General features: G+C 66.6%; 26 protein-coding genes. 25 read left to right on the plus strand and 1 reads right to left on the minus strand.

Features of this window, described 5'->3' with window-relative positions; genetic code table 11:
• Positions 1-15 precede the first annotated feature (15 nt).
• The 5 genes from flgF (at position 16) to flgJ (ending at position 4430) form a co-directional block, all read left to right on the plus strand.
• Positions 16-756, plus strand: coding sequence for a flagellar basal-body rod protein FlgF (gene flgF / locus IV112_RS06795; RefSeq protein ID WP_019917305.1), 741 nt, complete (start codon positions 16-18; stop codon positions 754-756).
• Between the two features lie 18 nt (positions 757-774).
• On the plus strand, positions 775-1557 hold the full coding sequence (gene flgG / locus IV112_RS06800; protein WP_024300873.1) for a flagellar basal-body rod protein FlgG: 783 nt from the start codon (positions 775-777) through the stop codon (positions 1555-1557).
• Between the two features lie 20 nt (positions 1558-1577).
• The gene (locus IV112_RS06805; protein WP_304002151.1) at positions 1578-2276 is read left to right on the plus strand and encodes a flagellar basal body L-ring protein FlgH; all 699 of its coding nucleotides are present in this window, start codon (positions 1578-1580) and stop codon (positions 2274-2276) included.
• Positions 2277-2364: 88 nt separating this feature from the next.
• Positions 2365-3462: a flagellar basal body P-ring protein FlgI gene (locus IV112_RS06810; protein ID WP_304002152.1), complete on the plus strand. Its 1098-nt coding sequence runs from the start codon at positions 2365-2367 to the stop codon at positions 3460-3462.
• A complete protein-coding gene (flgJ, locus tag IV112_RS06815; RefSeq protein WP_304002155.1) occupies positions 3462-4430 on the plus strand; it encodes a flagellar assembly peptidoglycan hydrolase FlgJ in 969 nt (322 codons plus the stop codon). Before IV112_RS06810 ends, flgJ begins: the two co-directional genes overlap by 1 nt.
• Positions 4431-4464: 34 nt before the next feature.
• Here flgJ and IV112_RS06820 read toward each other — a convergent pair whose 3' ends face one another.
• Positions 4465-4914 carry a hypothetical protein gene (locus tag IV112_RS06820; protein ID WP_304002157.1) on the minus strand — a complete coding sequence of 150 codons (450 nt, stop codon included), beginning with the start codon at positions 4912-4914 and terminating at the stop codon, positions 4465-4467.
• Between the two features lie 133 nt (positions 4915-5047).
• On the opposite strand from IV112_RS06820, the gene flgK reads away from it, so the two are divergent.
• From flgK to purF, 20 genes are all read left to right on the plus strand, one after another.
• Positions 5048-6991, plus strand: coding sequence for a flagellar hook-associated protein FlgK (gene flgK, locus IV112_RS06825; protein ID WP_304002158.1), 1944 nt, complete (start codon positions 5048-5050; stop codon positions 6989-6991).
• An 11-nt stretch (positions 6992-7002) separates the two neighbouring features.
• Positions 7003-8295, plus strand: coding sequence for a flagellar hook-associated protein FlgL (gene flgL, locus IV112_RS06830; protein WP_304002159.1), 1293 nt, complete (start codon positions 7003-7005; stop codon positions 8293-8295).
• Positions 8296-8297: 2 nt separating this feature from the next.
• Positions 8298-8753 (plus strand): hypothetical protein, encoded by a 456-nt coding sequence (locus IV112_RS06835; RefSeq protein WP_304002161.1) that lies wholly within the window; start codon positions 8298-8300, stop codon positions 8751-8753.
• A 42-nt stretch (positions 8754-8795) separates the two neighbouring features.
• The gene (locus IV112_RS06840) at positions 8796-9953 is read left to right on the plus strand and encodes an MFS transporter (RefSeq protein WP_304002162.1); all 1158 of its coding nucleotides are present in this window, start codon (positions 8796-8798) and stop codon (positions 9951-9953) included.
• A 70-nt stretch (positions 9954-10023) separates the two neighbouring features.
• Entirely contained in the window at positions 10024-11430 is a 1407-nt protein-coding gene (gene leuC, locus IV112_RS06845) for a 3-isopropylmalate dehydratase large subunit (RefSeq protein WP_304002163.1), read from the plus strand.
• A 29-nt stretch (positions 11431-11459) separates the two neighbouring features.
• Positions 11460-11582 (plus strand): entericidin A/B family lipoprotein, encoded by a 123-nt coding sequence (locus tag IV112_RS06850; protein ID WP_019917319.1) that lies wholly within the window; start codon positions 11460-11462, stop codon positions 11580-11582.
• A 20-nt stretch (positions 11583-11602) separates the two neighbouring features.
• Complete coding sequence (gene leuD, locus IV112_RS06855; protein WP_304002166.1) at positions 11603-12241, plus strand: 3-isopropylmalate dehydratase small subunit; 639 nt, start codon at positions 11603-11605, stop codon at positions 12239-12241.
• Positions 12242-12259: 18 nt separating this feature from the next.
• Positions 12260-13333 (plus strand): 3-isopropylmalate dehydrogenase, encoded by a 1074-nt coding sequence (gene leuB, locus IV112_RS06860; RefSeq protein ID WP_304002168.1) that lies wholly within the window; start codon positions 12260-12262, stop codon positions 13331-13333.
• A 21-nt stretch (positions 13334-13354) separates the two neighbouring features.
• Positions 13355-14470: an aspartate-semialdehyde dehydrogenase gene (asd, locus tag IV112_RS06865; RefSeq protein WP_304002169.1), complete on the plus strand. Its 1116-nt coding sequence runs from the start codon at positions 13355-13357 to the stop codon at positions 14468-14470.
• Positions 14471-14610: 140 nt separating this feature from the next.
• Entirely contained in the window at positions 14611-17496 is a 2886-nt protein-coding gene (locus IV112_RS06870; protein ID WP_304002171.1) for a FimV/HubP family polar landmark protein, read from the plus strand.
• Positions 17497-17677: 181 nt separating this feature from the next.
• On the plus strand, positions 17678-18310 hold the full coding sequence (locus tag IV112_RS06875) for a hypothetical protein (RefSeq protein WP_304002172.1): 633 nt from the start codon (positions 17678-17680) through the stop codon (positions 18308-18310).
• A gap of 4 nt (positions 18311-18314) precedes the next feature.
• Positions 18315-19109, plus strand: coding sequence for a tRNA pseudouridine(38-40) synthase TruA (truA, locus tag IV112_RS06880; protein ID WP_304002173.1), 795 nt, complete (start codon positions 18315-18317; stop codon positions 19107-19109).
• Between the two features lie 38 nt (positions 19110-19147).
• The gene (locus IV112_RS06885) at positions 19148-19762 is read left to right on the plus strand and encodes a phosphoribosylanthranilate isomerase (RefSeq protein ID WP_304002782.1); all 615 of its coding nucleotides are present in this window, start codon (positions 19148-19150) and stop codon (positions 19760-19762) included.
• Positions 19737-20969, plus strand: a complete 1233-nt coding sequence (trpB, locus tag IV112_RS06890) for a tryptophan synthase subunit beta (RefSeq protein WP_020165432.1) — start codon at positions 19737-19739, stop codon at positions 20967-20969. The genes IV112_RS06885 and trpB overlap by 26 nt, the downstream gene beginning before the upstream one ends.
• Positions 20970-21033: 64 nt before the next feature.
• Positions 21034-21846 (plus strand): tryptophan synthase subunit alpha, encoded by an 813-nt coding sequence (gene trpA / locus IV112_RS06895; protein WP_304002176.1) that lies wholly within the window; start codon positions 21034-21036, stop codon positions 21844-21846.
• Positions 21843-22712, plus strand: a complete 870-nt coding sequence (accD, locus tag IV112_RS06900) for an acetyl-CoA carboxylase, carboxyltransferase subunit beta (RefSeq protein WP_019917332.1) — start codon at positions 21843-21845, stop codon at positions 22710-22712. Before trpA ends, accD begins: the two co-directional genes overlap by 4 nt.
• A gap of 55 nt (positions 22713-22767) precedes the next feature.
• The gene (gene folC, locus IV112_RS06905; protein WP_304002179.1) at positions 22768-24087 is read left to right on the plus strand and encodes a bifunctional tetrahydrofolate synthase/dihydrofolate synthase; all 1320 of its coding nucleotides are present in this window, start codon (positions 22768-22770) and stop codon (positions 24085-24087) included.
• Between the two features lie 26 nt (positions 24088-24113).
• Positions 24114-24800: an SPOR domain-containing protein gene (locus tag IV112_RS06910; RefSeq protein WP_304002181.1), complete on the plus strand. Its 687-nt coding sequence runs from the start codon at positions 24114-24116 to the stop codon at positions 24798-24800.
• On the plus strand, positions 24797-25291 hold the full coding sequence (locus IV112_RS06915; RefSeq protein ID WP_304002183.1) for a CvpA family protein: 495 nt from the start codon (positions 24797-24799) through the stop codon (positions 25289-25291). Before IV112_RS06910 ends, IV112_RS06915 begins: the two co-directional genes overlap by 4 nt.
• A 5-nt stretch (positions 25292-25296) precedes the next feature.
• Complete coding sequence (gene purF, locus IV112_RS06920) at positions 25297-26826, plus strand: amidophosphoribosyltransferase (RefSeq protein WP_304002185.1); 1530 nt, start codon at positions 25297-25299, stop codon at positions 26824-26826.
• The last annotated feature ends 44 nt before the right edge of the window (positions 26827-26870 follow it).

Raw genomic sequence — 26870 nt, forward strand, 5'->3', positions numbered from 1 at the left:
CACTGAGGAGCTGTCATGGACCGCGTGATCTACACCGCGATGACCGGCGCGAAATGGACGATGGAGCGCCAGGCTTCGGTCGCCCACAATCTCGCCAATGCATCGACCACCGGCTATCGCGCGGAGGAACATCGTCTGCGTGCCGTTCAGGTGCAGACCGAGGCGTTCGCGTCGCGCGCCTTCGTCATCGACGCCAGCGTCAAGAACGACTACACCCCGGGCGCGCTGCAGCAGACCGGGCGTTCGTACGACATGGCGATTCAGGGCAAGGGCTGGTTCACGCTGGCCATGCCCGACGGCACCGAGGCCTACACGCGCAACGGCCACTTCCAGGTCAGCCCGACCGGCATCCTGCAGAACCATGAGGGCATTCCTCTTCAGGGCGAGACCGGTCCGATCACCGTGCCGCCGGACACCGAGGTGACGCTGGGTGCCGACGGCACGCTGTCTGCCGTGCAGCGCACCGGCGGTGTGAACCAGGTCAACCCGATCGGCCGCCTGAAGCTGGTCGATCCGCCCGAGAACACACTCAAGCGCGGCGACGACGGCCTGTTCCGCTCCACTGCACCCGGACTGCAGCCGCAGGCACAGAACGTGCGTGTCGTCGGTGGCTACCTCGAAGGCAGCAATGTGAATGTGGTCGATCAGGTGGTGGCGATGATTTCGCTGTCCCGCCAGTTCGAGATGCAGACCAAGATGCTGCAGACCGCCGAACGCAACGACCAGGCTGCCTCGCAGGTTCTGGGCAACAACTGACAACCGGAGTAACCGAACATGATTCGCTCGCTGTGGATTGCCCGCACCGGCATGGATGCACATCAGACTCAGCTCGATGTCATCACCAACAACCTCGCGAACGTCAGTACCAACGGTTTCAAGCGTGCCCGCGCCGTGTTCGAGGATCTGCTGTACCAGACCATGCGTCAGCCGGGCGCGCTGAACACGCAGCAGAACACCATTCCGTCGGGCCTGCAGATCGGTACCGGCGTGCGTCCGGTGGCGACCGAACGTATCCACACGCAAGGCAATATCCAGCAGACCGGCGGCACGCTCGACGTGGCTATCCAGGGCGAAGGCTTCTTCCAGATCCAGATGCCGGACGGCACATTGTCCTACACCCGTGACGGTGCCTTCCAGAAGGATGCGCAGGGCGTCATGGTGACGTCCAGCGGCTTCCCAGTGCAGCCGCAGATCACCATTCCGGCTGACGCGGTGTCGGTCACCATCGGCCGTGATGGCGTGGTGAGCGTGCTGCAGGCCGGCCAGAATGCGCCGACCCAGATCGGCCAGCTGCAACTGGCGACCTTCGTGAATACCGGAGGCCTGCAGAGCGTCGGCGAGAACCTGTTCGTCGAAACCGCCTCCAGCGGCGTGCCGACGCCGAACACCCCGGGCACCAATGGCGCCGGCCTGCTCAATCAGGGCTTCGTTGAAACGTCGAACGTGAACGTGGTCGAGGAACTGGTGAACATGATCCAGACCCAGCGCGCCTACGAAATCAACTCGCGCGCCATCCAGACGTCGGACCAGATGCTGGCCCGACTGACCCAGCTCTAAGAGATCCGGCGGAGACCACCATGAATGCCCAACGCCTTCACCTTGCCGCCCGCTGCGCAGGTTTTGCCGTGGTGCTGGTCGTTGCGGCAATGCTTGCCGGCTGCGTCACGACGACGCCGCCGACCGCGGTGCATCAGCCGATGACGGTACGTCCGGAGCCGCGTCCGCAGTATCAGACCAACGCCGGCGCGATCTTCCAGCCGGGCGCCGTGCGACCGCTGTTCGAGGATCGTCGCGCGCGCATGGTCGGCGACACGCTGGTGATCAACCTGAGCGAGCGCACGCAGGCGGCGAAGAAGTCGTCGAGCTCGGCGGACCGCTCGCAGGACATCGAGGTCAGCGTGCCGCGCATCGCCGGCGTGCCGCTCAAGGGCGCACAGGGCATCGGCGTGCAGGCGAACAGCGAGAACGTGTTCGCCGGCAAGGGCGCGTCCTCGGCCGACAACAACTTCACTGGCACCATCACCGTCACCGTGATCGAGGTGCTTCCGAACGGCAACCTGCTGGTGTCCGGCGAAAAGAAGGTCGCGATCAATCAGGGCGACGAGTACATCCGCTTCTCCGGCGTCGTGAATCCGACCCAGGTGACCGCGGCGAACACGGTGCAGTCCACCCAGGTGGCCGATGCACGCATCGAGTACCGCGCCACCGGCTATATCGACGAGGCGCAGGTGATGGGCTGGCTGGGCCGCTTCTTCCTGAGCTTCCTGCCGCTGTGATGAGGAATCAGCCCTCTTTTCCGGCCATCGGGTTCCTGGTCGCCGGCGTATAAAAGGCACTGTACTGCCGCCCGGAAGGCGAACCGAAATGAAGCGCTTCACCACATTCCTCCTGCTCGCACTGCTGGCCGCGATGCCGGTCAGCGCCGAGCGCATCAAGGATCTCGCGTCGCTGTCGGGCGTGCGCAACAACCAGCTTGTCGGCTACGGTCTGGTGGTCGGCCTCGACGGTTCGGGTGACCAGACGACGCAGACGCCATTTACCGTGCAGAGCGTGATCAACATGCTCGGCAACATGGGTGTGACCTTGCCGCCCGGGCAGAACCTGCAGTTGAAGAACGTCGCGGCGGTGATGGTGACCGCCAGCCTGCCGCCCTTCGCGCGGCCCGGTCAGGCGATGGACGTGACCGTGTCGTCGATGGGCAACGCCAAGAGCCTGCGCGGCGGCACCCTCGTGATGACGCCGCTCAAGGGCGCGGACGGCCAGATCTACGGCATGGCCCAGGGCAATGTGGTGGTCGGCGGCGCTGGCGCCTCGGCCGGCGGCTCGTCCGTCACCATCAATCATCTGTCGGTGGGCCGTATTGCCGGTGGCGCCACGGTCGAGCGCGCGGTGCCGACGGCGGTGGGCGAGGGCGATTTCATCAATCTCGAAACCCACACCACCGATTTCGGCACCACGCAGCGCATGGTCGATGCGATCAACGCCAGTGCCGGCCCCGGCACCGCGGTGGCGGTCGACGCCCGGCGTATCCAGGTGCGCGCACCGCTGGACCCGAACCAGCGCGTCGCCTTCATGAGCCGCATCGAGAATCTCGACGTCACGCCGGCGCAGCAGGCTGCCAAGGTGATTGTCAATTCGCGCACCGGTTCGGTGGTGATGAATCAGGCCGTGACGCTCGACAGCTGTGCGGTCGCACACGGCAACCTGTCGGTCACCGTCAGTTCCGAGCCGGTGATCAGCCAGCCCGCACCGCTGTCCGGCGGGCAGACCGTGGTGGCGGAGCGCAACCAGATCGACATCCAGCAGGAAGGCAGCGCGCTGATCAATGTGAAGAAGGGCGCCAACCTGTCTGAAGTCGTCCGTGCGCTCAACGCGCTGGGGGCCAATCCGCAGGATCTCATCATCATCCTGCAGGCGATGAAGGCGGCCGGTGCGCTGCGCGCCGAACTGGAAGTGATCTGATGGAGAACGCCGCGCTCAACACGCTGGCCGCCGACGTGCGCGGTCTGGACGTGCTGCGCCGCGCGGCGCGCGACAACTCGCCGGAGGCGCTGAAGGCCGCAGCCAAGCAGTTCGAGGCGATGTTCCTGCAGGTGGTGATCAAGTCGATGCGCGAGGCCTCGCACGGCGACGAACTGTTCGGCGGGCAGGAAAGCAAGATGTACCAGGACATGCTGGACCAGCAGTGGGCCCAGGTCATGACTGAAGGCGGCGGTACCGGGCTGGCGCGCGTGCTCGAACGGCAGCTGTCGGCGAACGCGAACAGTGCCGATACCTCGGTGAGGCCGGAACTGAAGCCGTTGTCCGAAGCCGGACTGTTCCAGGGCTTGCCGCGGATGCCGGCGGCGGCAAGCTCTGCCGCCCTGCGGCAGAGTCTGCAGCCGGGCGAAGCGGCCGCTGCTGCCGATCTCGAAGCGGCATTGGCCGAACTTGCGCCGGTCAGGAACCGCGATGTGCCGGAGCACGCGCGTGCCTTCGTCGAGCGGGTATGGCCGGCCGCGCTGTCGGCCAGTCGCGCGACGGGCATTCCGGCGCAGTTCCTGGTTGCCCAGGCCGCGCTCGAAACCGGCTGGGGCCGGGCCGAACTGACGTCGGCCGACGGTACGCCCAGCCACAACCTTTTCAATATCAAGGCCGGCAGCAGCTGGCAGGGGCAGACCGTCACCGTTTCGGCCAGCGAGTTCATCGACGGCCGCTGGACCAAACAGACGGATGCCTTCCGCAGTTACGGCTCCTACGAAGAAAGCTTCGCCGACTACGCCCGTCTGTTGCAGAACCAACCGCGCTACGCCCGCGTGCTCGGTGCGCAGGACGCTGGCAGTTTCGCCCGCGGGCTGCAGCAGGCGGGTTACGCCACCGACCCGGCTTACGCCGACAAGCTCGAGCGCATCATCAAGGGGCCGCTGCTGCGCGCTGCCTTGTCGGGCTGATCCTGCGGGCGGGGCGGTAGCGCCGGCGCGCAGGTCACGGCAGCAGTTCCAGACAGCGCGCGCGGATCAGGCTGGCCTGCCGGGCCGCACCCGCATCCAGAAGCGCCTTCTCGCAGGCCAGCAACGCACGGCGGACGCCCGCCTCGTCGGTCGCGTCGCGCAGCAGCGGTTTCAGCGCGTCGGTCTGTCCGCGCAAGGCGCGCTCCACACTTTCGATCAGATAGAGGCGGGCCAGCGCCAGCGACTTCCGCCCGGCGGAGGCGACCGGCGCCGGTCGCTCGATGTCGAGCAGTCCGAGTTCGATCAGCCGGGTCAACGCGGCCGCCGCCTCGATGTCGCCGCTGGCCTCCCGGCCGAGAGCGGCAAGCAGGCCGGCAAAATCCTGCCGCCCGTCGGCGACTATCAGCACCGCGCGTTCGAGCGGTGTCAGCCGGTGTGCCCGCCGGACCACCTCGGCGCGTCCGGCCGATGTCTTGAAAGCCACGTCCGTGGCCGATATGCGATGAGCGGGAGTGACCATCCCCGACATTGTTCCAGTCCAGTGTGACGCCCATAAAACGGAGCTGGCAAAGCTTTTGCTTTGACGTGTCCCAAGCACTCTGACGAGACGGCACATCATGGGAACGCAGCTCTACAGCATCGGCATCTCCGGACTGAATGCGGCGCAGGCCGCACTGGTCACGACCGGTCACAACATTTCGAATGCGGCGACCACCGGTTACACCCGGCAGGAAGTCATCTTCGGCACCAACGATCCACAGCAGACCGGCGCCGGCTTCTTCGGCCAGGGCGCCCGGATCGAAACCGTGCGCCGCATCTACAGCCAGTTCCTGACGGCCCAGGTGATGGAGGCGCGTACGCAGAGCGCCGAGTACAACGCCTACGCCGACCAGATCGGTGCCCTCGACAACCTGCTTGCCGACGCCGACGCGGGCATGTCGCCGGCGATGTCAGGCTTCTTCGATGCGCTGCAGAGCGTGACGGCCTCGCCCACCTCGCTCGCCGCCCGGCAGTCGGTGATTTCGGCGGCACAGGCCATGACCGCACGCTTCAACGCGCTCGATCTGCGGCTGGACGAGGTCCGTACCGGTCTCAATGGCGAAATCTCGGGCACCGTCGAGGAAATCAATCAGCTCGCGACGCAGATCGCCCGCTACAACAACCAGATTGCCGTGGCGGAGGCGAGCACTGGTCCGACCCGTCTGGCCAACGACATGCTCGACATGCGCGAGCGGCTGATCAGCCAGCTGAACGACCTGGTTCGGGTGACCCAGCTGCAGCAGAGCGATGGCTCGATCAATCTTTTCATCGGCAACGGTCAGCCCGTCGTCGTCGGTGGCAGCGCCTTCCTGCTGACCGCCGGACCGTCGGTCGAGGACGCCAGCCGCACCGAAGTCACCTACACGGCGCCCGGCGGCACCGTGCTGCGCATGCAGGAGTCCTCGCTCAGCGGCGGCAAGCTCGGTGGCCTGCTGGCCTTCCGCCGCGAAACGCTGGACGAGGCGCAGAACGCACTCGGCCGCGTCGCCATCGGCATGGCGGAGCAGTTCAACGCGCAACACCTGCTCGGCCAGGACCTGAACGGGGCGCTGGGAACAGCCTTCTTCAATACGCTGTCGGGCAGCGCGCTGCCGGCGAGCACCAACGACACAGTCGCGGCGGCTCAGGTCAACGTGACGATCAACGACTCGTCTGAACTGACCACCAGCGACTATCGCCTGCGCTACGACGGCGCCAACTACACGCTCACCCGCCTGTCCGACAACGTGAGCTGGACTGCGGCGACGCTGGGCGGTCTGCCGCCTGCCGGCAGCCCGCAGGGCTTCACGCTGGATTCGGGCGCCACTACCCTGGCCGCCGGCGACAGCTTCCTGATCCAGCCGACGCGCAATGGCGCATCCGACATCCGGACCGTGCTGTCCGACCCGCGCATGCTGGCAGTGGCGATGCCGATCAGCACCGCGGCCAGCCTGACCAACGCCGGCACGGGCGCAATCAGTGCGGGTACCGTTACCTCGACCACCGGCCTGCCGCTGGGCGGCCCGATCACGCTGACCTTCGACGCCGCGACCAATGTGTTCAACGTGACCGGCGGGCCGGGCGGCACCATCGCCTACAACCCGGCCACCGATTCCGCCGGCGCAAGCTTCACCTTCGCCGGCCAGGGCGGCTTCACCTTCCAGCTGTCGGGGATTCCGCGCGACGGTGACACCTTCACCATACAGGCCAATGCCAGCGGTCAGGGCGACAACCGCAACCTGCTGGCGCTGGCCGCGCTGCAGGACGCGGACACGCTGGCCGGCGGAACCACCGGCTTCCAGGGTGCCTACGCGCAGATGGTTGCCGAGATCGGTTCGCAGGCACGCGAAATCCAGGTGAACCAGAAGGCACAGGACGTGCTGCTGTCGCGTGTCACCGAGTCGCAGCAGTCGCTGTCGGGCGTCAATCTCGATGAAGAAGCGGCCAATCTGCTCCGTTATCAACAGGCATACCAGGCGTCCGGCAAGATGATTGAGATCGCCAGTCGGCTGTTCGACACCGTGCTGCAACTGGGCGGCTGAGGAGAGTTGTAATGCGCGTTTCCACCAACACCATCTACGAAACCGGTACCTCCGGCCTCGTGCGTCAGAGCGGCGACCTGTTCAGGTTGCAGCAGCAGTTGTCCACCGGCCGCCGCGTGCTGGCGCCATCCGACGATCCGGTGGCGTCCGCGCGGGCGCTCGAAGTCGAGCAATCGAAGTCGATGAACGACCAGTTCGCGGTGAACCGTCGCGACGCCAGCAGCGCGCTCGGTTTCGCCGAATCGCAGATCGCCACCGCTGGCGACATCCTGGCAACCATCCGCGAGCGACTCATCCAGTCGCGCAGCGCGACGCTGGCCGATTCCGACCGCAAGGCGATTGCCACCGACATCCGCGCGATGTTCTCCGAAATGATGGGTATCGCGAATTCGCGCGATGCGTTCGGCGACTATCTGTTCAGCGGCTACAAGAGTACGACCCAGCCCTTCTCCGGCAGTGTCGAGGCCGGTGTGAGCTACGCTGGCGACGACGGTCAGCGCGAAGCACAGGTGGGCAGCAATCGCCGCCTGGCGATCAGCGATTCCGGCGCCAACGTGTTCATGCGCGTGCCCTCGGGCAACGGCAACTTCTCGCTGACGCCGGACCCGGCGAACCGTGGCACCGCCGTGCTCGATGCCGGCAGTGTCACCGACATGAGCGCGTGGAACGATCCGGCCAACTCGGGCGACTTCGAGGTCGTATTCGCGGTGTCCGGCGGCGTGACCACTTACGACATCATCGACAACGCGAGCGGCAATTCGCTGCTGACCGGTGCCGCGCCCGGCGGCGCGCCGCTGCCGCGTACCTTCCTGCCGGGCGACGTGATCAACCTGCGCTCGAACGGCGGCTCCGAGCCGCCCTTCAACTTCGGTGCCCGTTTCTCGATGACCGGCGCCCCCGCCGACGGCGATCGCGTATCGATGCAGATCAGCACGTCGCAGAGCGTGTTCGAAACCATCGGCGACGTGATTCTTGCGCTCGAACAGCCGGCCTCCGGTGACGCGAACGCGCTGGCCAAGGTGAGCAATGCGATCGGTTCGGCGATTTCCAACATCGATCGGTCGACCGACAACCTGCTGACCACGCGAGCGCGCATCGGCGCTCGCAGCTCCGAGCTGGCGGCGCTCGATTCGCTGGGCGAAGAGGTGAATCTGCAGTTCGAGTCCTCGCTGTCCACGCTGCGCGACCTTAACTACACTGAGGCGCTGAGCAAGCTGACGCAGCAGCAGGCTTATCTGCAGGCGGCCCAGCAGTCCTTCCTGAAGGTGTCCGGCCTGTCGCTGTTCAACTTCATCGGAGCCTGATCATGACGGCACGCCTGTCCGCAGTCTTGCTTGCCGCCACGCTGGCGGCGGCCTGTTCGTCGCTCGATCGCTCGTTGCCAAGTGCGACCAGTTCCGTCATTCCGGATACCAAGCTGCGCTTGACGCCGGGCTACACGACGACGCCGGAAAAGCTCATCTATTTTGCTGGCGCTGCCTATCTCGCCTACGTCGTGCTCGATCCGATGGCGCCGAACTGGACCATTGAGGAAGCACAGCTGTCCGAGGACACCTACTACCTCGGCATGAAGAAGATGCGCACGCGGCCGGGCGGCGAGGGTGAGGCGCGCATGGTGTTCCGCCGTCGAGCGGAACAGCTGGCGCGCGCCGGCGGTTACGCCGGCTACGACATCGTCAGCTACAGCGAGGGCATACAGTCCGAACTGATCGCGCAGCGCGTCGGCGAAGGGGTGATACAGCTGCGCCACGGCACGCGCTGAATCGCCGCCGGCCGCGCTGCCGGCTGCGGTACACTTCGCGCGATGCCGCTCCCCTACTGGCGACTGTCCGCCTACTACCTCTTCTATTTCGCGTTCGTCGGCGCGTTCTCCCCGTACTTCGGGCTCTACCTGTCCTCGATCGGCTTTTCCGCCGCCGACATTGCCGTTGTCATGTCGCTGATGCAGGTGATGCGCATCGTCGCGCCCGGCATGTGGGGCTGGCTGGCGGACCGCATCGGCGCGCGCACGCCCATCATCCGCGGTGCAGGCGCGGCCAGCCTGGCAGGTTTCCTCATCTTCTTCAGCACCGAGCAGTTCATCGGTGTGTTCATCGCGATGGCGCTCATGTCCTTCTTCTGGAGCGCGTCGCTGCCGCTGGTCGAGGCGCTGACGCTGGAGCACCTCAAATCGAAGGTGGCCCGCTACGGCGCCATCCGGGTATGGGGCTCGATCGGTTTCGTCATCACCGTGCTTGCGCTGGGCGAGATGCTGGACCGCACCGGCCTGCGTGCCGTGCTGTGGGCCTGCAGCCTGATACTGGGCGGCATCTGCCTGTTCGCCTTCAGCCTGCCTGAGGCGCCGGAACACGCCGACCGTCCGCGCGCCACCGAGGGCCTGCGCGACATCCTGCGTCGCCGCCCGGTGGCGGGCCTGTTCGGCGCCGCCTTCTTCATGAGCTGCGCGCACGGTGCGCTGTACGTCTTCTACTCGATCCACCTGGATGAGCATGGCTACAGCAAGAGCCTGATCGGCGCTCTGTGGACCCTGGGCGTACTGGCCGAGATCGCCGTTTTCCTGTGGATGCCCTCGCTGATGCGCCGCTTCACGTTGCGCGCCATGCTCCTGGCGGCGCTGGCTGCGGCGGTCCTGCGCTTTGCGATGATAGGTTGGCTGGTCGATTCTCTTCCCTGGCTGCTGGCGGCCCAACTGCTCCACGGTCTGACCTTCGGCGCCTTTCACGCCAGTTCGGTGGCTGCGCTGAACCAGTGGTTCGACGCCCGCCAGCAGGGCCGGGCGCAGGCGCTCTACGGCAGCGTGTCCTTCGGCGCTGGCGGCATGGTTGGCGGGCTGATCAGCGGCTGGATGTGGGCGCCGCTCGGCGGCGGCTGGGCCTTTGTGCTCAGTTCGGTGTTCGCGCTGGCCGGATGTCTGCTGCTGGCGCGCATGTGGCCACCGGGTGAAGTGGTCAGGAGCGGCTGATCGCTGCCGGCTGGATGCTGCGCCGCAAGGTTATAATCCCCGGTTTCGCTGATCAGCCGGAATCGTTGCAATGGCGCAAACGCTTTACGACAAGCTGTGGTCCAGTCACGTGGTGCATACCGAGGATGACGGTACCGCACTGCTCTACATCGACCGTCACCTGGTGCATGAAGTCACCAGCCCGCAGGCCTTCGAAGGTCTGCGACTGGCCAACCGCAAGCCCTGGCGCGTCGACTCCATCGTCGCCACCGCCGACCACAACGTGCCGACCGACCGCTCGGAGCAGGGCATCGCCGATCCGACCTCGCGTGCCCAGGTCGAGACGCTGGACGACAATATCCGCGCCTTCGGCGCCTTGGCCTATTTTCCCTTCCGCGACAAGCGCCAGGGCATCGTGCATGTGATCGGCCCTGAGAACGGCGCCACGCTGCCCGGCATGACCGTGGTCTGCGGCGATTCGCATACCTCGACCCACGGCGCCTTTGGCTGCCTGGCACACGGCATCGGCACGTCGGAAGTCGAGCACGTCATGGCGACGCAGTGCCTGCTGCAGAAGAAGTCGAAGTCCATGCTCATCCGCGTCGAAGGCGAACTGGGCAAGGGCGTCAGCGCCAAGGACATCGCGCTCTACTTCATCGGCGTTATCGGCACGGCCGGTGGTACCGGCTACGCGATCGAGTTCGGTGGTTCGGCCATCCGCGGCCTGTCGATGGAAGGCCGCATGACGCTGTGCAATATGGCGATCGAGGGCGGTGCCCGCGCCGGCATGGTGGCGGTCGACGACACCACCATCGAGTATCTGCGCGGCCGGCCGTTCTCGCCACGCGCCGAACAGTGGGATCGCGCGGTCGAGTACTGGCGCACGCTGAAATCTGACGAGGGCGCGCAGTTCGACCGCGTGGTCGACATCGACGCCCGAAAGATCCTGCCGCAGGTGACCTGGGGCACATCGCCGGAGATGGTGACCGACGTGCGCGGCCAGGTGCCGGCGCCGGAAGATTTCGCCGACCCGGTCAAGCGCGAGGGCGTGGCCCGCGCGCTGCAGTACATGGGTCTCACGCCGCGTACGCCGATCGACCAGATCCGCATCGACAAGGTGTTCATCGGCTCCTGTACCAATTCGCGCATCGAGGACCTGCGTGCCGCGGCCCGCGTGGTCGAGGGGCGCCGCGTTGCCGACAACGTGAAGCTGGCGTTGGTGGTGCCGGGTTCCGGTCTGGTCAAGGCGCAGGCCGAAGCCGAAGGGCTCGACAAGGTGTTCAAGGCGGCCGGTTTCGAGTGGCGCGAGCCCGGCTGTTCGATGTGCCTGGCGATGAATGCCGACCGGCTGGAGCCGGGCGAGCGTTGCGCGTCGACCTCGAATCGCAATTTCGAAGGTCGCCAGGGTGCTGGCGGGCGCACCCATCTGGTCAGTCCGCAGATGGCGGCGGCTGCGGCGATCGCCGGTCGTTTCGCCGATGTCCGTGAAATTGTCTGAATGACTGTCTGATCGAGGAAAAGCAGAACATGAAGCTGATTGCCGTGATCCTGAGCGCGATGACCCTGATGCTGGCCGGCTGCAACACCGTCGAAGGCATCGGCAAGGACATCAAGAAGGGTGGCGAGGCCATCGAGAAGTCCGCGAAGTAAGCGGCGAAACAAGGACAGTCATGAAAGCATTCACCACCCTTGACGGCCTGGTCGCGCCGCTGGACCGCGCCAACGTCGATACCGACGCCATCATTCCGAAGCAGTACCTGAAGTCGATCAAGCGTTCGGGCTTTGGCCCGACGCTGTTCGACGAATGGCGCTATCTCGACGTCGGCCAGCCGGGTCAGGACCACTCGAAGCGTCCGCTGAACCCGGACTTCGTGCTGAACCAGCCGCGCTTCCAGGGCGCCAGCGTGCTGCTGGTGCGCGAGAACTTCGGCTGCGGCTCGTCGCGCGAGCACGCGCCGTGGGCGATCGAGGACTACGGCTTTCGCGCCATCATCGGCACCACCTTTGCCGACATCTTCTACAGCAACTGCTTCAAGAACGGCCTGCTGCCCATCCGCCTGCCGGAGAAGGAAGTCGAACAGCTGTTCCTGCAGTGCGCTGGCACGCCGGGCTACCGCCTGCACATCGACCTGGAGAAGCAGGTGGTGGTGCGCCCGGATGGCCACGCCATCAAGTTCGACGTCGATGCCTTCCGCAAGTACTGCCTGATCAACGGTTTCGACGACATCGGCCTGACCCTGCGTCAGGCCGACAAGATCCGCGAGTTCGAAGCGCGTCGTCGCATCGAACAGCCCTGGCTGTTTGCCTGACCCCTACTGGAGCAATCCGTGAAAGTCTGTGTTCTCGCCGGCGACGGCATCGGTCCCGAAATCACCGCCGAAGCGCTGCGTGTGCTGGAGGCGCTGCGCAGTGACGGCCTGAAGATCGAGTTCGAGCACGCGCTGCTTGGCGGCGGCGCGGTGGACGCGACCGGCGACCCCTATCCGGAAGCGACTTCGAAGCTGGCGCGCGAAGCCGACGCCATCCTGCTTGGCGCGGTCGGCGGCCCGAAGTGGGACACGCTGCCTCGCGAGCAGCGCCCTGAGCGAGGCCTGCTGCGCATCCGCGCCGAACTGGGCGTGTTCGCCAATCTGCGTCCGGCCATCCTGTATCCGGAACTGGCCAACGCCTCGTCGCTGAAGCCGGAAATCGTGTCCGGCCTCGACATCCTGATCGTGCGCGAACTGACCGGCGACATCTATTTCGGCCAGCCGCGCGGCATCGAAGTGCGCGACACGCCGTGGGGCGAGCAGCGAGTGGGCTGGAACACCATGATCTACGCTGAAGAAGAGATCCGCCGCATCGGCCGGGTTGCCTTCGAGGCTGCGCGCAAGCGTTCGAAGCGTCTGTGCTCGGTCGACAAGATGAACGTGCTGGAGTGCACCCAGCTGTGGCGCGAGGTCATCACGGACATGGCGAAGGACTATCCGGACGTCGAACTGAGTCACATGCTGGTCGACAACGCGGCGATGCAGCTGGTGAAGGCGCCCAAGCAGTTCGACGTCGTGGTGACCGGCAACATGTTCGGTGACATCCTGTCGGACGAGGCCTCGATGCTCACCGGTTCCATCGGCATGCTGCCGTCGGCTTCGCTGGACGCGAACAACAAGGGCCTGTACGAGCCCAGTCACGGTTCGGCGCCGGACATCGCGGGCAAGGGCGTGGCCAATCCGCTGGCCACCATCCTGTCGGCGGCGATGATGCTGCGCTACAGCTTCGGCGATGAAGCGTCGGCCGTGCGCATCGAGAACGCGGTACGCAAGGTGCTGGCCCAGGGCTACCGCACCGGCGACATCTTCGAACCGGGCACGACCCGGGTCGGAACGAAGCAGATGGGCGACGCGGTACTCGCGGCCCTGTAACAGACGGACAAGGAAACGGACATGTTGAAGCTCGGTATGGTGGGTTGGCGCGGCATGGTGGGCTCGGTGCTCATGCAGCGCATGCGCGAGGAAAACGATTTCGCACTGGTCGAACCAGTGTTCTTCACGACGTCCAGCGTCGGCGCCGCCGGCCCGGACGTGGGGCAGGGCAGTGCGCCGCTGCTGGATGCGACCGACGTCGCCCAGCTGGCGAAGATGGACGCCATCATCACCTGCCAGGGCGGCGACTACACCAACGAGGTGTATCCAAAGCTGCGTGCCGCCGGCTGGAAGGGCTACTGGATCGACGCCGCCTCCGCGCTGCGCATGAAGGACGACGCCATCATCATTCTCGACCCGGTCAACATGGGCGTGATCAAGGACGGTCTGGCGCGTGGCGTGAAGGACTACATCGGCGGCAACTGCACGGTCAGTCTGATGCTGATGGGCGTCGGCGCGCTGTTCTCGGCCGGTCTGGTCGAGTGGATGAGCGCCATGACCTATCAGGCGGCGTCGGGCGCCGGTGCGCAGAACATGCGCGAACTGCTGAGCCAGATGGGCACGCTGCACAGCGTGGCCGCACCGATGCTGAAGGACAACGCGTCGGCCATCCTCGACATCGACCGCGCAGTCACCGACAGCCTGCGCAGCGCCGATTTCCCGAAGGCCCAGTTCGGGGTGCCGCTGGCCGGCTCGCTGATCCCCTACATCGACAAGGAACTGGACGGCGGGCAGAGCAAGGAAGAGTGGAAGGGTCAGGCCGAAACCAACAAGATTCTTGGTCGCAGCGGTGCCGATCTCACGCCGATTGATGGCATCTGTGTCCGGGTTGGCGCGATGCGCTGCCATTCGCAGGCGCTAACCATCAAGTTGAAGCGCGATGTGCCGTTGGACGAGATCGAAAGCATGATCCGCGAAGCCAACGCCTGGGTGAAGTTCGTGCCCAACCATCGCGAGGACAGCATGCGCGACCTGACGCCGGCAGCGGTCAGTGGTTCGCTGACCATTCCGGTCGGTCGCGTGCGCAAGCTCAACATGGGGCCGGACTATCTCGGTGCCTTCACCTGCGGCGACCAGCTGCTGTGGGGGGCGGCGGAACCGCTGCGCCGCATGCTGCGTATCCTGGTCGAAGCCTGACGTAGCACCCGACACGCTGCTTCACCGCAAGCAGCGTGTCGTAACAGACAGTTTCGCAACATAAAGCGACTGTTTAGCTTGCAGGGCTAAGACCATGATGTTATTTTGAGATTTGGGTTTTAGCGCGCGAGGAAAACGCGGTGCGTCATAGCGATAAAAAACATTCGATCCGCCTGCTGACCGCGCTGCTGTCGGCGTTGCCGCTGTCCGTCGGGGCAGCCGGTCTCGGCAAACTCACCGTCCAGTCTGCAATCGGCCAGCCGCTGCGCGCCGAAGTCGAACTCGCCGCCAACGCAGACGAACTTTCCTCGATGTCCGCCAAACTCGCCTCGCCGAGCGCCTTCAAGCAGGCCGGCGTCGAGTTCGCGTCCAGCCTCACCGGTGTCAGGATCGCCGTCGACAAGCGCGGCGGCCGCCCGGTGCTGGTGGTGACCAGCGACCGCGTGGTCAACGAGCCCTATCTCGACATGCTGATCGAGTTGAACTGGGCGTCCGGTCGACTCGTCCGCGAATACACCTTCCTGCTTGATCCAGCCGACATGCCGCGCCCGGCGCCGGTCGAACCGGTGGCCGTACCGGGCAGCAGCGCCTCGAGGGCCGTTGCTGCTGCGCCGGCCGCTGCACCGACCCGCGCACCGGCGGCGGACGGCACGTATGAAGTGCGCCGCGGCGACACGCTGCGCCGTATCGCCACCGAGAACGCGCCGTCCGGCGTCAGTCTCGACCAGATGCTGGTTGCGCTGGTGCGCGCCAATCCGGACGCGTTCGACGGCGGCAACATGAACCGTCTGCGCGCGGGCCGCGTCCTCAGCATTCCCGATCAGTCGGCCGCCGAAGCCGTGTCGCCGCAGGAGGCGCGTAGCATCGTCGCCGCCCAGACCGCCGATTTCGCCGCCTACCGCGCCCGCCTGGCGGGCAGCGTCGCGACCCCGTCGTCGGCCGCCGATGCCGGTGGCCGCAGTTCCGGCGGCAAGATCGAGGCGCGTGTCGAAGACAAGGCGCCGGCCGCCGCTGCCGCCTCCGATCAGGTGAGGGTGTCGAAGTCGGCTGCCGAGTCCGGCAAGATCAGCGCGCTCGAAGAGGAAGTGGTCGCCAAGGATCGTGCGCTGAAGGACGCCAACAGTCGTCTGGCCGACCTCGAGCGCAACGTTCGCGAACTGCAGAAGCTGGTCGAGCTCAAGAGCACGCCGATGGCCGAAGCGCAGCAGAAGGCGGCGACGCCGCCTGCAGCCGCTCCCGCACCTGCGCCGGCGCCCGCACCTGCGCCGGCACCCAAGGCCGAAGAGAAGCCGGTGCCCGACCTGATTGCCGGCGCCGACAGCAAGAAGCCGGAAGCGCCCGCAGAGAAGGCGGAGGACAAGCCGGTTCCCGACCTGATCGCGCTGGCGGACGAGAAGCCCGCCGCCGAGGCGCCAAAGGCCGAGCCTGCTCCGACCCCGGCCCCCGCTGCCGAGGCGCCGAAGGAAGCGCCGGCCGCACCGCCGGCGGCGACCGACGAAGAACCCGAAGCAGCGATCGAGGAGCCCGGGCTGCTGTCCGATCCGGGTACGCTCGCCGGCCTGGGTGGCATCCTCGTACTGCTGCTCGGCTACCTCGGCTACCGCAAGTACAAGGCGAAGGCGCCCGCGCCCGATGTGGCGCCGCCGTCGACCACGGCTGGCATGGAAGCAGTGCCGGTATCGACCTCCATCATCGGTGCGACCGGCGGTGGCCAGAGCGTCGATACCAGTGCCAGTTCGATCCAGACCGACTTCAGCCAGTCCTCGCTGTCGTCGATCGATGCCGACGAGGGTGTTGATCCGGTTGCCGAGGCGGACGTTTACATGGCCTATGGCCGCGACGCCCAGGCCGAGGAAATTCTGCTCGAAGCATTGAAGAGCGAGCCCAGCCGGCACGCCATTCATCTGAAGCTGCTCGAGATCTACGCGCAGCGCAAGTCGGTGAAGCAGTTCGAAACGCTGGCCACCGAGCTGTATGCGCAGACCGGCGGCAAAGGCGCCGACTGGGAAAAGGCCGCGCAGATGGGTCGCGCGGTCGATCCGACGAATCCGCTCTATGGCGGTTCGCCGGAAGCCGAGCCTGACAGCGACGCACAGGCGGCGATGGCCGCAACGGTGGTGGTCGCCGGTGCCGACAAGATGCGCGATACCTGGACGCTGCCGGGCGACATCGGCCAGCTGGTTTCGGGCGATGCACCGGACGACAATCAGGCAACCGTGGCGCTGGATGCGCCGCCAGTGCTGACCGATCTCGATGTCGATGTGCCGGCATCGCCGGCCGATGCCGGTCTCGACTTCGATCTCGACGTGCCGCCGGCGGAGGCTGCACCGCAGTCGCCGACCGTCGGGGTGGCGACCACGCTGACCAAGCCGGGCGAGGAATCCGAAGGCGAATCGTCGCTGGACTTCGATCTTGGTCTCGACTTCACTGCGGACAAGCCGGAAGGCGAGGACGTCAGCACGCTGGTGCTGGAGAAGAACGTCGCCGACACCGCAGAGACGCTGGCCCAGCAGGACGCACCCGCCTTCGATCTCGATCTGTCCCTGCCGAGCGATCCGGCGGCAGAAGGGAGTGAGGACGCTGCAGCGGTGGTCGATCTCGAACGTACCGACATCGGCAACCTGATCGATTTCAACTTCGACGCGGCCGACGCGCCGGTCCCGGCTCAGCCTGCCGAGCCGGTGATCGACCTGTCGGACATCAATCTCGACCTCGGCTCCGACCCGTCCACGCTCGCGACCGACGTGGTGGGCGATGTCGGCAAGGCCCTGGCCGAAGCGGCGCCGCCGGCCGACGAACTGCCGCCGTCTGCGGTGTCGACGGTGATCAATCCGGAAGACATGCTGGGTGGCGAGGAGCCGCCGCAGACCGCGGCCGAGGAAGCCGAAACCAAGCTCGAACTGGCGCGCGCCTATGAAGAGATGGGTGACAAGGAAGGTGCGCGCGAATTGCTGCAGGAGGTCGTGCGCGAAGGCACGGCCGAACAGCAGGCGCAGGCCAACGACATGCTCGGCCGCCTCGCCTGATCCGGATGGCCGGGCCGGGACGCGCTGCGTTCCGCCGGCCTTTCGTCGCGGAAAGCCGGCCTCGTGCCGGCTTTTTCGTTTGATGCACGTGCGGCGCCGCTGACGCTGATGCGCAGCCGCCGCCGGGCGCGGTATGCTCGGCGCCCTCTCTTCATCGACGGTGTCCATGCAAAGGCCCCCGATGCCGCTGCGCGTTCCGGCGGCGAAATTCCTGTCGCTGCACGGTGCCACGCTGCTCGCCATCTGGCTGGTGTGGCTGCTGGCCGGGCAAGGCGCCGCATCGTCCCGTCACGGGATCTGGGTGGCGTGCAGCCTGCTGGCGGCGAGCCTGCTCGCGCCGCGCCGTGCGCTGCACTTGCTTCGTCGCCTGCGCTGGCTGTTCCTCGCCATTGCCGTCACCTTTTCGCTCGGCACGCCCGGGCGTCTGCTGATCGACGACTTCACCGCGGGGCCGACCATCGAAGGTCTTCGCGCCGCTGCGCATGCCGCGCTGCATCTCGCGGCGATGGCCGCCTGCGTGGCCGTGCTGCTCGACCGCATGACGCTGCCGCAACTGGCCGGTGCGATGCACCGGCTGCTGCACCCGCTGTCGTCCGAACGCCCGGGACCGGATACCTTTGCGCTGCGCCTGCAACTGGTGCTGCGCGACCTGGAACAGCCGCCGGCGCGCGGCGCGTGGCGCAGCTGGCTGCGTCCGCCGGAGGCCGAACGGGCGCCGCTGCCGGTCGAGCCCTGTGCGCCGCTGCGTGCTGCCGACGTGCTGGCGATTGCGCTGGCGCTCGCCGTATGCGTCACCTGGGTGAAGCTGGGGTGAGCCGATGAGGATTGCACTCGGGGTCGAGTACGACGGCGCCGGCTTTCGTGGCTGGCAGTCGCAGCCGGTCGGGCCGACCGTGCAGGACGCGCTGGAAGCGGCACTCGGTGCCATCGCCGCCCACCCGGTGCGCGTGCAGGCCTCCGGTCGCACCGATACCGGCGTCCACGCGACGGCCCAGGTCGTGCATTTCGATGCCGCCGTCGAGCGGCCGGAAACGGCGTGGGTGCGCGGCTGCAACGCGCTGCTGCCAAAGGGCGTCGCGGTGCGATGGGCGCAGCCGGTGGCCGACGATTTCAACGCGCGTTTTTCGGCGCATGCACGCAGCTACCGCTACTGTCTCTACAACAACCCGGTGCGGCCGGCGATCGCCGCCTCGCTGGCCGGCTGGTTCCACCGCCCGCTGGACGCGGCGCGCATGGCTGAGGCCGCTGCCGCGCTGCTTGGGGAGCACGACTTTTCCGCTTTCCGCTCGTCCGAATGCCAGGCGAAGAGCCCGGTGCGCACGATGACTGCACTCGATGTCCGGCGCCGCGGTGACTGGATCACTTTCGATCTGAGCGCCAATGCCTTCCTCCATCACATGGTGCGCAACATCGTCGGTGCGCTGGTCGAGATCGGCTGCGCCCGGCGCGAACCGGACTGGATGCCTTCATTGCTGGCACAGCGCGACCGCCGGCTGGCCGCGCCAACCTTTGCCGCCGCCGGCCTCTATCTGGTCGGTGTCGGCTACGATGCGCACTGGGGTCTGCCGGCAGAGGGCCTCTTCCGCCTGCCGCCGGTCGGCCCGTCTGACTGAATAAACGGGAAATCAACGTGCGCAGGACTCGCATCAAGGTGTGCGGTTTCACCCGTGAAGCCGATCTGGACGGCGCGCTCGCGCTGGGCGTGGACGCCGTCGGCTTCGTGCTCTACCCGCCGAGCCCACGCGCGGTCACCGTCGCGCGGGCGGCCGAACTGGCGCGCCGTGTGCCGCCCTTCGTCACCCGCGTGGGCCTGTTCGTCAATGAGGACGCGGCCACGGTCGAGCAGGCGGCGCGCGAGGCCGCACTCGATCTGCTGCAGTTTCATGGCGACGAAACTGCCGAATACTGCGAACGCTTCGGCCTGCCCTGGATCAAAGCGGTCCGGGTGAGGCCGGAAACGGATTTGCTAGAATGCGCAGATCGTTTCCGCGGCGCGCGGGCGTTGTTGCTCGACGCCTGGTCGGACGCATGGGGTGGTTCGGGAAAGCGCTTCGACTGGAGCCTTATCCCGCCGTCGCTGCCGATGCCCCTCATCCTGTCCGGCGGTCTCGATCCGGACAACGTGGCCGAGGCGGTCCGCAACATCCGACCGTCGGCGGTCGATGTGAGCAGTGGCGTGGAATCGGCCAAAGGCATCAAGGACGTGGCCAGAGTGGCGGCGTTCATATCAGGAGTGGAGCATGGGGAAGCAAGATCTGCCGGCTGAGGTATCTGCCTCGGCCTACAACTATCCGGACGCTCTGGGTCATTTCGGTCCTTACGGTGGCGTGTTCGTCGCCGAAACCCTGATTGCCGCGCTCGACGAACTGCGTGTCGAGTACGACAAGCTCAAGGACGATCCGGCCTTCCGCGCCGAGTACGAATACGAGCTGAAGCACTACGTCGGCCGCCCGAGCCCGGTCTACCACGCCCGCCGCCTGTCCGATCACTGCGGCGGCGCGCAGATCTACCTCAAGCGCGAAGACCTGAATCACACCGGCGCACACAAGATCAACAACGTGATCGGCCAGGCCATGGTGGCCAAGCACATGGGCAAGCCGCGTGTGATCGCCGAGACCGGTGCCGGTCAGCACGGCGTCGCCACCGCGACCATCGCTGCCCGCCTGGGCATGGAGTGCGTGGTCTACATGGGCAGCGAGGACGTGAAGCGTCAGGCCGCCAACGTCTACCGCATGAAGCTGCTGGGTGCCACCGTGGTGCCGGTCGAATGCGGCTCCAAGACGCTGAAGGACGCGCTGAACGAGGCGATGCGCGACTGGGTCACCAACGTCGCCAACACCTTCTACATCATCGGCACGGTCGCCGGCCCGCATCCCTACCCGATGATGGTGCGCGACTTCCAGAAGATCATCGGCGAAGAGTGCCTGTGGCAGATGCCGGAAATGATCCAGCGCCAGCCGGACGCCGTGATCGCCTGCGTCGGCGGTGGCTCCAACGCGATGGGCATCTTCTACCCCTACATTCCCTACCCGGACGTGCGCCTGATCGGCGTGGAGGCGGGCGGCCACGGTCTGGCCAGCGGCCAGCACTCGGCCTCGCTCACCGCAGGTCGTCCGGGCGTGCTGCACGGCAACCGCACCTATCTGCTGCAGGACGAGAACGGCCAGATCATCGAAACGCACTCGGTGTCGGCCGGTCTGGATTACCCCGGTGTGGGCCCCGAGCACGCATGGCTGAAGGACACCGGCCGTGCCGAGTACGTGACGATCAACGACGACGAGGCGCTCGAAGCCTTCCACCGCATGTGCCGCACCGAAGGCATCATTCCGGCGCTGGAGTCGTCGCACGCGATCGCCTACGCGATGAAGCTTGCTGCCACGATGCCGAAGGACGCCGCCCTCCTGGTGAACCTGTCCGGTCGTGGCGACAAGGACATGCACACCGTGGCCGAGAAATCCGGCATCAAGTTCTGACGCGCTCCCGATCAACCTGTTGCCGGTCGGGGCGCGCAAGCGGTCCGGCCGGCGGTTTCAATACATGTCCCGAATCGCTTCCACCCTGTCCGCACTCGAATCGGCCGGCCGCAAGGCGCTGATTCCCTTCATCACCGCGGGTGATCCCGATCCTTCGCTGACCGTGCCGCTGATGCACACGCTGGTCGATGCCGGCGCCGACATCATCGAGCTCGGCGTTCCGTTCTCCGACCCGATGGCCGACGGCCCGACCATCCAGCGCTCGTCCGAGCGCGCGCTGCTGAAGAAGGTGTCGCTGCGCAACGTGATCGCCGCGGTGGCCGAGTTCCGTACGACCAATGCGAGCACGCCGGTGGTGCTGATGGGTTATGCGAACCCGATCGAGGCGATGGGTGTGGATGCGTTTGCCGAGGCAGCCGCGAAAGCGGGTGCAGACGGCGTGCTGGTGGTCGACTATCCGCCGGAGGAGTCGCACGATTTTGCCGCCAAGATACGTGCGCTGGGTCTGGACGTGATCTTCCTGGTTGCGCCGACCTCGACCGAGAAGCGCATCCAGGCGGTGGGCGAGATCGGCAGCGGCTACATCTATTACGTATCGCTGAAGGGCGTGACCGGCGCCGGACATATCGACGTGAGCGAGGTGGCCAAGCGCATCCCGGCCATCCGCAAGTCGGTCGGCATGCCGGTCGGCGTCGGCTTCGGCATCCGTGACGGTGCGTCGGCGAAGGCCCTGTCCGCGGTGGCGGACGGTGTCGTCATCGGCAGCCGCATCATCGAGGAAATCGAAGGCAGCCCGGCAGACCAGGTGCTGCCGCGCGTCAAGGCGCTGGTCGGCAGCATCCGTCAGGCGATGGACAGCCAGGAGGTCACGGCATGAGCTGGTTGCAGAAACTTCTCCCCCCGAAGATCAACCGCAGTGAGGCCGCCGGTCGCAAGTCGGTGCCGGAGGGCCTGTGGTCGAAATGCCCCGCCTGTGAGGCCGTGCTCTACACCGCCGACCTGGCAGCCAACCAGAACGTCTGCCCGAAGTGCAACCACCACTCGCGCATGCGCGCGCGGGCACGTCTCGACGGCCTGCTCGATCGTGAGGGACGGTTCGAGATCGGCAACGAGGTGATGCCGGTCGATCCGCTCAAGTTCCGCGACAGCAAGCGCTACGCGGACCGCCTGAACGCCGCGGCCGACGATACCGGCGAAGGTGACGCACTGGTCGTCATGCAGGGCGCCATCAAGACTGTGCCGGTGGTCGTGGCGTGTTTCGAGTTCGAATTCCTCGGCGGATCGATGGGTTCGGTCGTTGGCGAGCGCTTCGTCCGTGGCGTGCGTCTGGCGGTCGAACAGCGCCTGCCCTTCATCTGCATCGCCGCCAGCGGCGGCGCACGGATGCAGGAAGGCCTGTTCTCGCTGATGCAGATGGCCAAGACCACGGCTGCGCTGACCCAGCTGTCGCAGAACCGCCTGCCCTTCATTTCCGTGCTGACCGATCCGACCATGGGCGGTGTGTCCGCCAGCTTCGCCTTCATGGGCGACGTGGTGATCGCCGAGCCGGGCGCACTGATCGGCTTCGCCGGCCCGCGCGTGATCGAGCAGACGGTGCGCGAGAAGCTGCCGGAAGGTTTCCAGCGCGCCGAGTTTCTGCTGGAGAAGGGCGCTGTCGACATGATCGTCGATCGCCGCGAGATGCCGGACCGCATCGCCGGGCTGCTGGCGGCGCTGCAGCGCATGCCGGCGCTGGCGAGCTGAGCCGGCTTCGCCTAATATCCGCGTCCGCCCAGATTCCGGCCTGCCCAGCCCATTCATGTATTCGACCCTGCCCGAGTGGCTGCAGCATCTCGAAAGCCTGCACCCGAAGGTGATCCAGCTCGGACTGGATCGCGTGCTCAGCGTCAAGAAGGCGCTCGGCGTGGTGCAGACGGTGCCGGTGTTCATCGTCGGTGGCACCAATGGCAAGGGTTCGACCTGCGCCATGCTGGAGCGCATCCTGCGTTGCGCCGGCTACCGCGTCGGCACCTACACCTCGCCGCACCTGCTGGCTTACAACGAACGTGTGCGCATCAACGGCGAGCCCGCCAGTGACGAAGCGCTGTGCCAGGGTTTCGCCGAAGTCGAACGCGCGCGTGGCGACATCGCGCTGACCTATTTCGAGTTCGGCACGCTGGGCGCCTGGCAGGTGTTCGAGCGCGCCAATCTCGACGCCATCGTGATGGAAGTCGGTCTCGGCGGCCGACTGGACGCGGTCAATGCCTTCGACGCCGACTGCGCCATCGTCACCAGCGTCGATCTGGACCACATGGAATACCTGGGCGACACGCGCGAACTGATCGGCCGCGAAAAGGCGGGCATCTTCCGCGCCGGTCGCCCGGCCATCGTCGGCGACCCGGTGCCGCCACAGACCGTGATCGACTACGCCGAATCCATCGGCGCAGTGCTGAAGATTTCCGGCCGTGACTTCGGTTTTGGCGGTGACCGTCAGCAATGGGGCTACTGGCGGCGTGATCCCGACCGTCTGGTCAAGCGCGGCGGTCTGGGCTATCCGGCGCTGCGCGGCGCCAACCAGTTGCTGAACGCGTCGGCCGTCATCACCGCGCTCGATTCGATGTCGGACCGGCTGCCGGTCACGGTCGGCGACATTCGCCTCGGCCTGGCGACCGTCGAACTGCCCGGTCGCTTTCAGGTCATGCCGGGACGTCCGGCGGTCATCTTCGACGTCGCGCACAACCCGCACGCCGCGTCGGTGCTGAACGAGAACCTGTCCAGCATGGGTTTCTACCCGGAAACCTGGGCGGTGATGGGGATGCTGCGCGACAAGGACATCGCCGGCGTGCTCGACCGCCTGAAGGGACGCATCGACCACTGGATGCTGTGCGATCTGGGCGGCCCGCGCGGTACGCCGGCCTCGGATATCGCAGCGATGATCGCGGAACGCGGCATTTCGGGCTCGGTCGATTGCTTTGCGTCGCCGGTCGAGGCCTGGCGGGCGACCCGGGAGCGCGTGGGGGGCGATGATAGAATCGTGGTTTTCGGATCCTTCCTGACCGTGGCCGAAGTGATGCGCGAGTACGCGCAGTCGCCGCGGCCGCCGCTGCCGGAAGCCGCCACACCGCCCGCCAAGGGCTGATCCCCACCCGCAGGACTCGCCCCGAAGTGGCTTCCACCGATTCAGATCTGCAGACCGATCTTCGCAAGCGTGCGCGCCGTCGTCTTCTCGGCGCGATCGCGCTGGCGCTGACCGCGGCCATCGTGCTGCCCATCGTGATGGACCACGAGCCGCGCCCGCCGGCGCAGGACATCGCGGTTCGCATTCCGCCGCGCGACGCCGCACCACCGCTGGCGTCGCCGGCGCGCGATGCACAGCCGGATGCCGAACCGGCACCGCCGCCGGCACCGCCCGATTCCGAGCCGCTGCCGGCCAGCCGAAGCGATGCGCCCAAACCGGCGCCGGCGGTGAAGCCCGAAGCACCGAAGCCGCCGCCGGCGGAACCCGCCAAGCCCGCGCCGAAGCCGGAAGCGAAGCCGGAGCCGGTCAAACCGGTGGCGAAACCCGAACCGACGCCGACCGAAGCGGCGCGTGCGGCCGCCTTGCTCGACGGCCAGAGCACGGCTTTTGCGCTGCAGCTCGGGGTGTTCAGTGACGCCGCCAATGTGGCCAAGCTGCGTTCGCGTGCCAAGGAACTGGGCTTCGCCAGCTTTACCGAGGACGTGCAACTGGCCGACGGCCAGACGCGTACCCGCGTCAAGGTCGGTCCCTTCTCCAGCCGCGCGGCCGCCGAGGCGGCACAGCGCAAGCTTGAAGCGGCCGGCATGCGGTCGATGATCGCGCCGCGTTCATGACGATTCTGGATTACGGCCTGATCGGCATCGTGGTCCTCTCCACGGCGATCGGGCTGATGCGCGGACTGGTGAGCGAAGTGATCGCGCTGGCGGCCTGGGTGCTCGCCTTCATCGCCGCCCGTCAGTTCGGCGGCGACGTCGCCCAGTGGCTGACCGGTCTCATTTCCGACCCCGGCCTGCTTGCAGTCGCCGGTTTCGCCCTCACCTTCATAGCCGTACTGCTGCTGTGCGGCGCGCTGCGCTGGCTCATGCGCTCGCTCATTCATGCCACCGGTCTGGACATTCCGGACCGCGTGCTGGGCGGGCTGTTCGGGCTTGCGCGCGCGGGACTTATACTGATGTTCCTCGTCGTCGGCGCGGCCTACACCCCGGCACCTGAGCAGCCCTGGTGGAAGTCGGCCGCGCTGACGCCACCGCTCGAGACGGCGGCCATCGCGTTGAAGCCCTGGCTGCCGGAATCCGTGGCGAAAAAGATTCGTTTTAAGGCCTGACCATCATGTGCGGAATACTCGGCGTCGTAGCCACCTCTCCCGTTAACCAGCTGCTGTACGACGGTCTGCTCGTGCTGCAGCACCGAGGCCAGGATGCGGCGGGCATCGCCACCGCGCAGGGGCCGAAGTTCCACATGCACAAGGGCTCGGGCCTGGTGCGCGACGCCTTCCGCACGCGCAACATGCGCAATCTGCAGGGCAACTGGGGCATCGCCCACGTGCGCTACCCGACCGCCGGTTCCGCCTACAACGCGGCCGAGGCGCAGCCCTTCTACGTGAATTCGCCGTTCGGCATCATGCTGGCGCACAACGGCAACCTGACCAATTCGGAAGAGCTGAAGCTGGACATGTTCCGCACCGACCTGCGGCACATCAACACCACCAGCGATTCGGAAGTGCTGCTCAACGTGCTGGCGCACGAAATGATGCAGGCGCTGCGCGAGCGCCCGACCTTCGACCACGAAACCATCTTCCGCGCAGTGGCCGGCGTGCACCGCCGCTGCCGCGGTGCCTACGCGGTGGTGGCGATGATTGCCGGCTTCGGCCTGCTGGCTTTCCGCGACCCCTACGGCATCCGTCCGCTGGTGATCGGCAACCATGAAACCGCGAACGGCACAGAATGGCTGGTGGCCTCGGAAAGCGTCGCGCTCGACACGCTGGGCTTCAAGCTGCTGCGCGACATCGCGCCGGGCGAAGCGGTGCTGATTTCGCCGGAAGGCGCGATCAAGACGCAGCAGTGCGCCGAGCGCCCGAACTACGCGCCCTGTCTGTTCGAGTACGTCTATCTGGCGCGGCCGGATTCGCTGATGGACGGCGTGTCGGTGTACGAGTCGCGGGTCAAGATGGGTGAGTTCCTCGCCCAGAAGATACAGCGCGATCACGCCGACCTGCAGATCGACGCCGTCATCCCGATTCCCGATTCCAGCCGCCCGTCGGCGATGGAACTGGCGCGCGTGCTGAACGTGCCTTACCGCGAAGGCTTCGTGAAGAACCGCTATATCGGTCGCACCTTCATCATGCCGGGGCAGGCGGTGCGCCGGAAGTCGGTGCGCCAGAAGCTCAATGCGATCACCCAGGAATTCAAGGGCAAGAACGTGCTGCTGGTCGATGATTCCATCGTGCGCGGCACCACCAGCCAGGAGATCGTGCTGATGGCGCGCGAAGCCGGCGCGCAGAAGGTGTACTTCGCCTCCGCCGCACCCCCGGTCCGTTTCGCCAACGTCTACGGCATCGACATGCCGACCCGCGACGAACTGATCGCCTCGAACCGCACCGACGACGAAATCCGCGAAGCCATCGGTGCCGACGAACTGATCTACCAGACGCTGGACATGCTCAAGGCCTCGATCACCGCCTGCAACCCGTCGATCGACCAGTTCGAAACGTCCTGCTTCGACGGCTGCTACATCACCGGCGACGTGACCGCCGCCTATCTCGACGGCGTCGAGAGCCAGCGCAAGGGCGCGCCCAAGCAGACCGACGAGGACGGCGGCCAGCTCGACCTGAATCTGGTGGCGTCGGAAGAGAACGCCTGATGGCTGCAGGCGCTTGACGTCTGCAGCGGCCGGGCGCTAATGTC

It is taken from the genome of Methyloversatilis discipulorum (genome assembly GCF_018780585.1).
Taxonomy (GTDB): Bacteria; Pseudomonadota; Gammaproteobacteria; order Burkholderiales; family Rhodocyclaceae; genus Methyloversatilis; species Methyloversatilis discipulorum_B.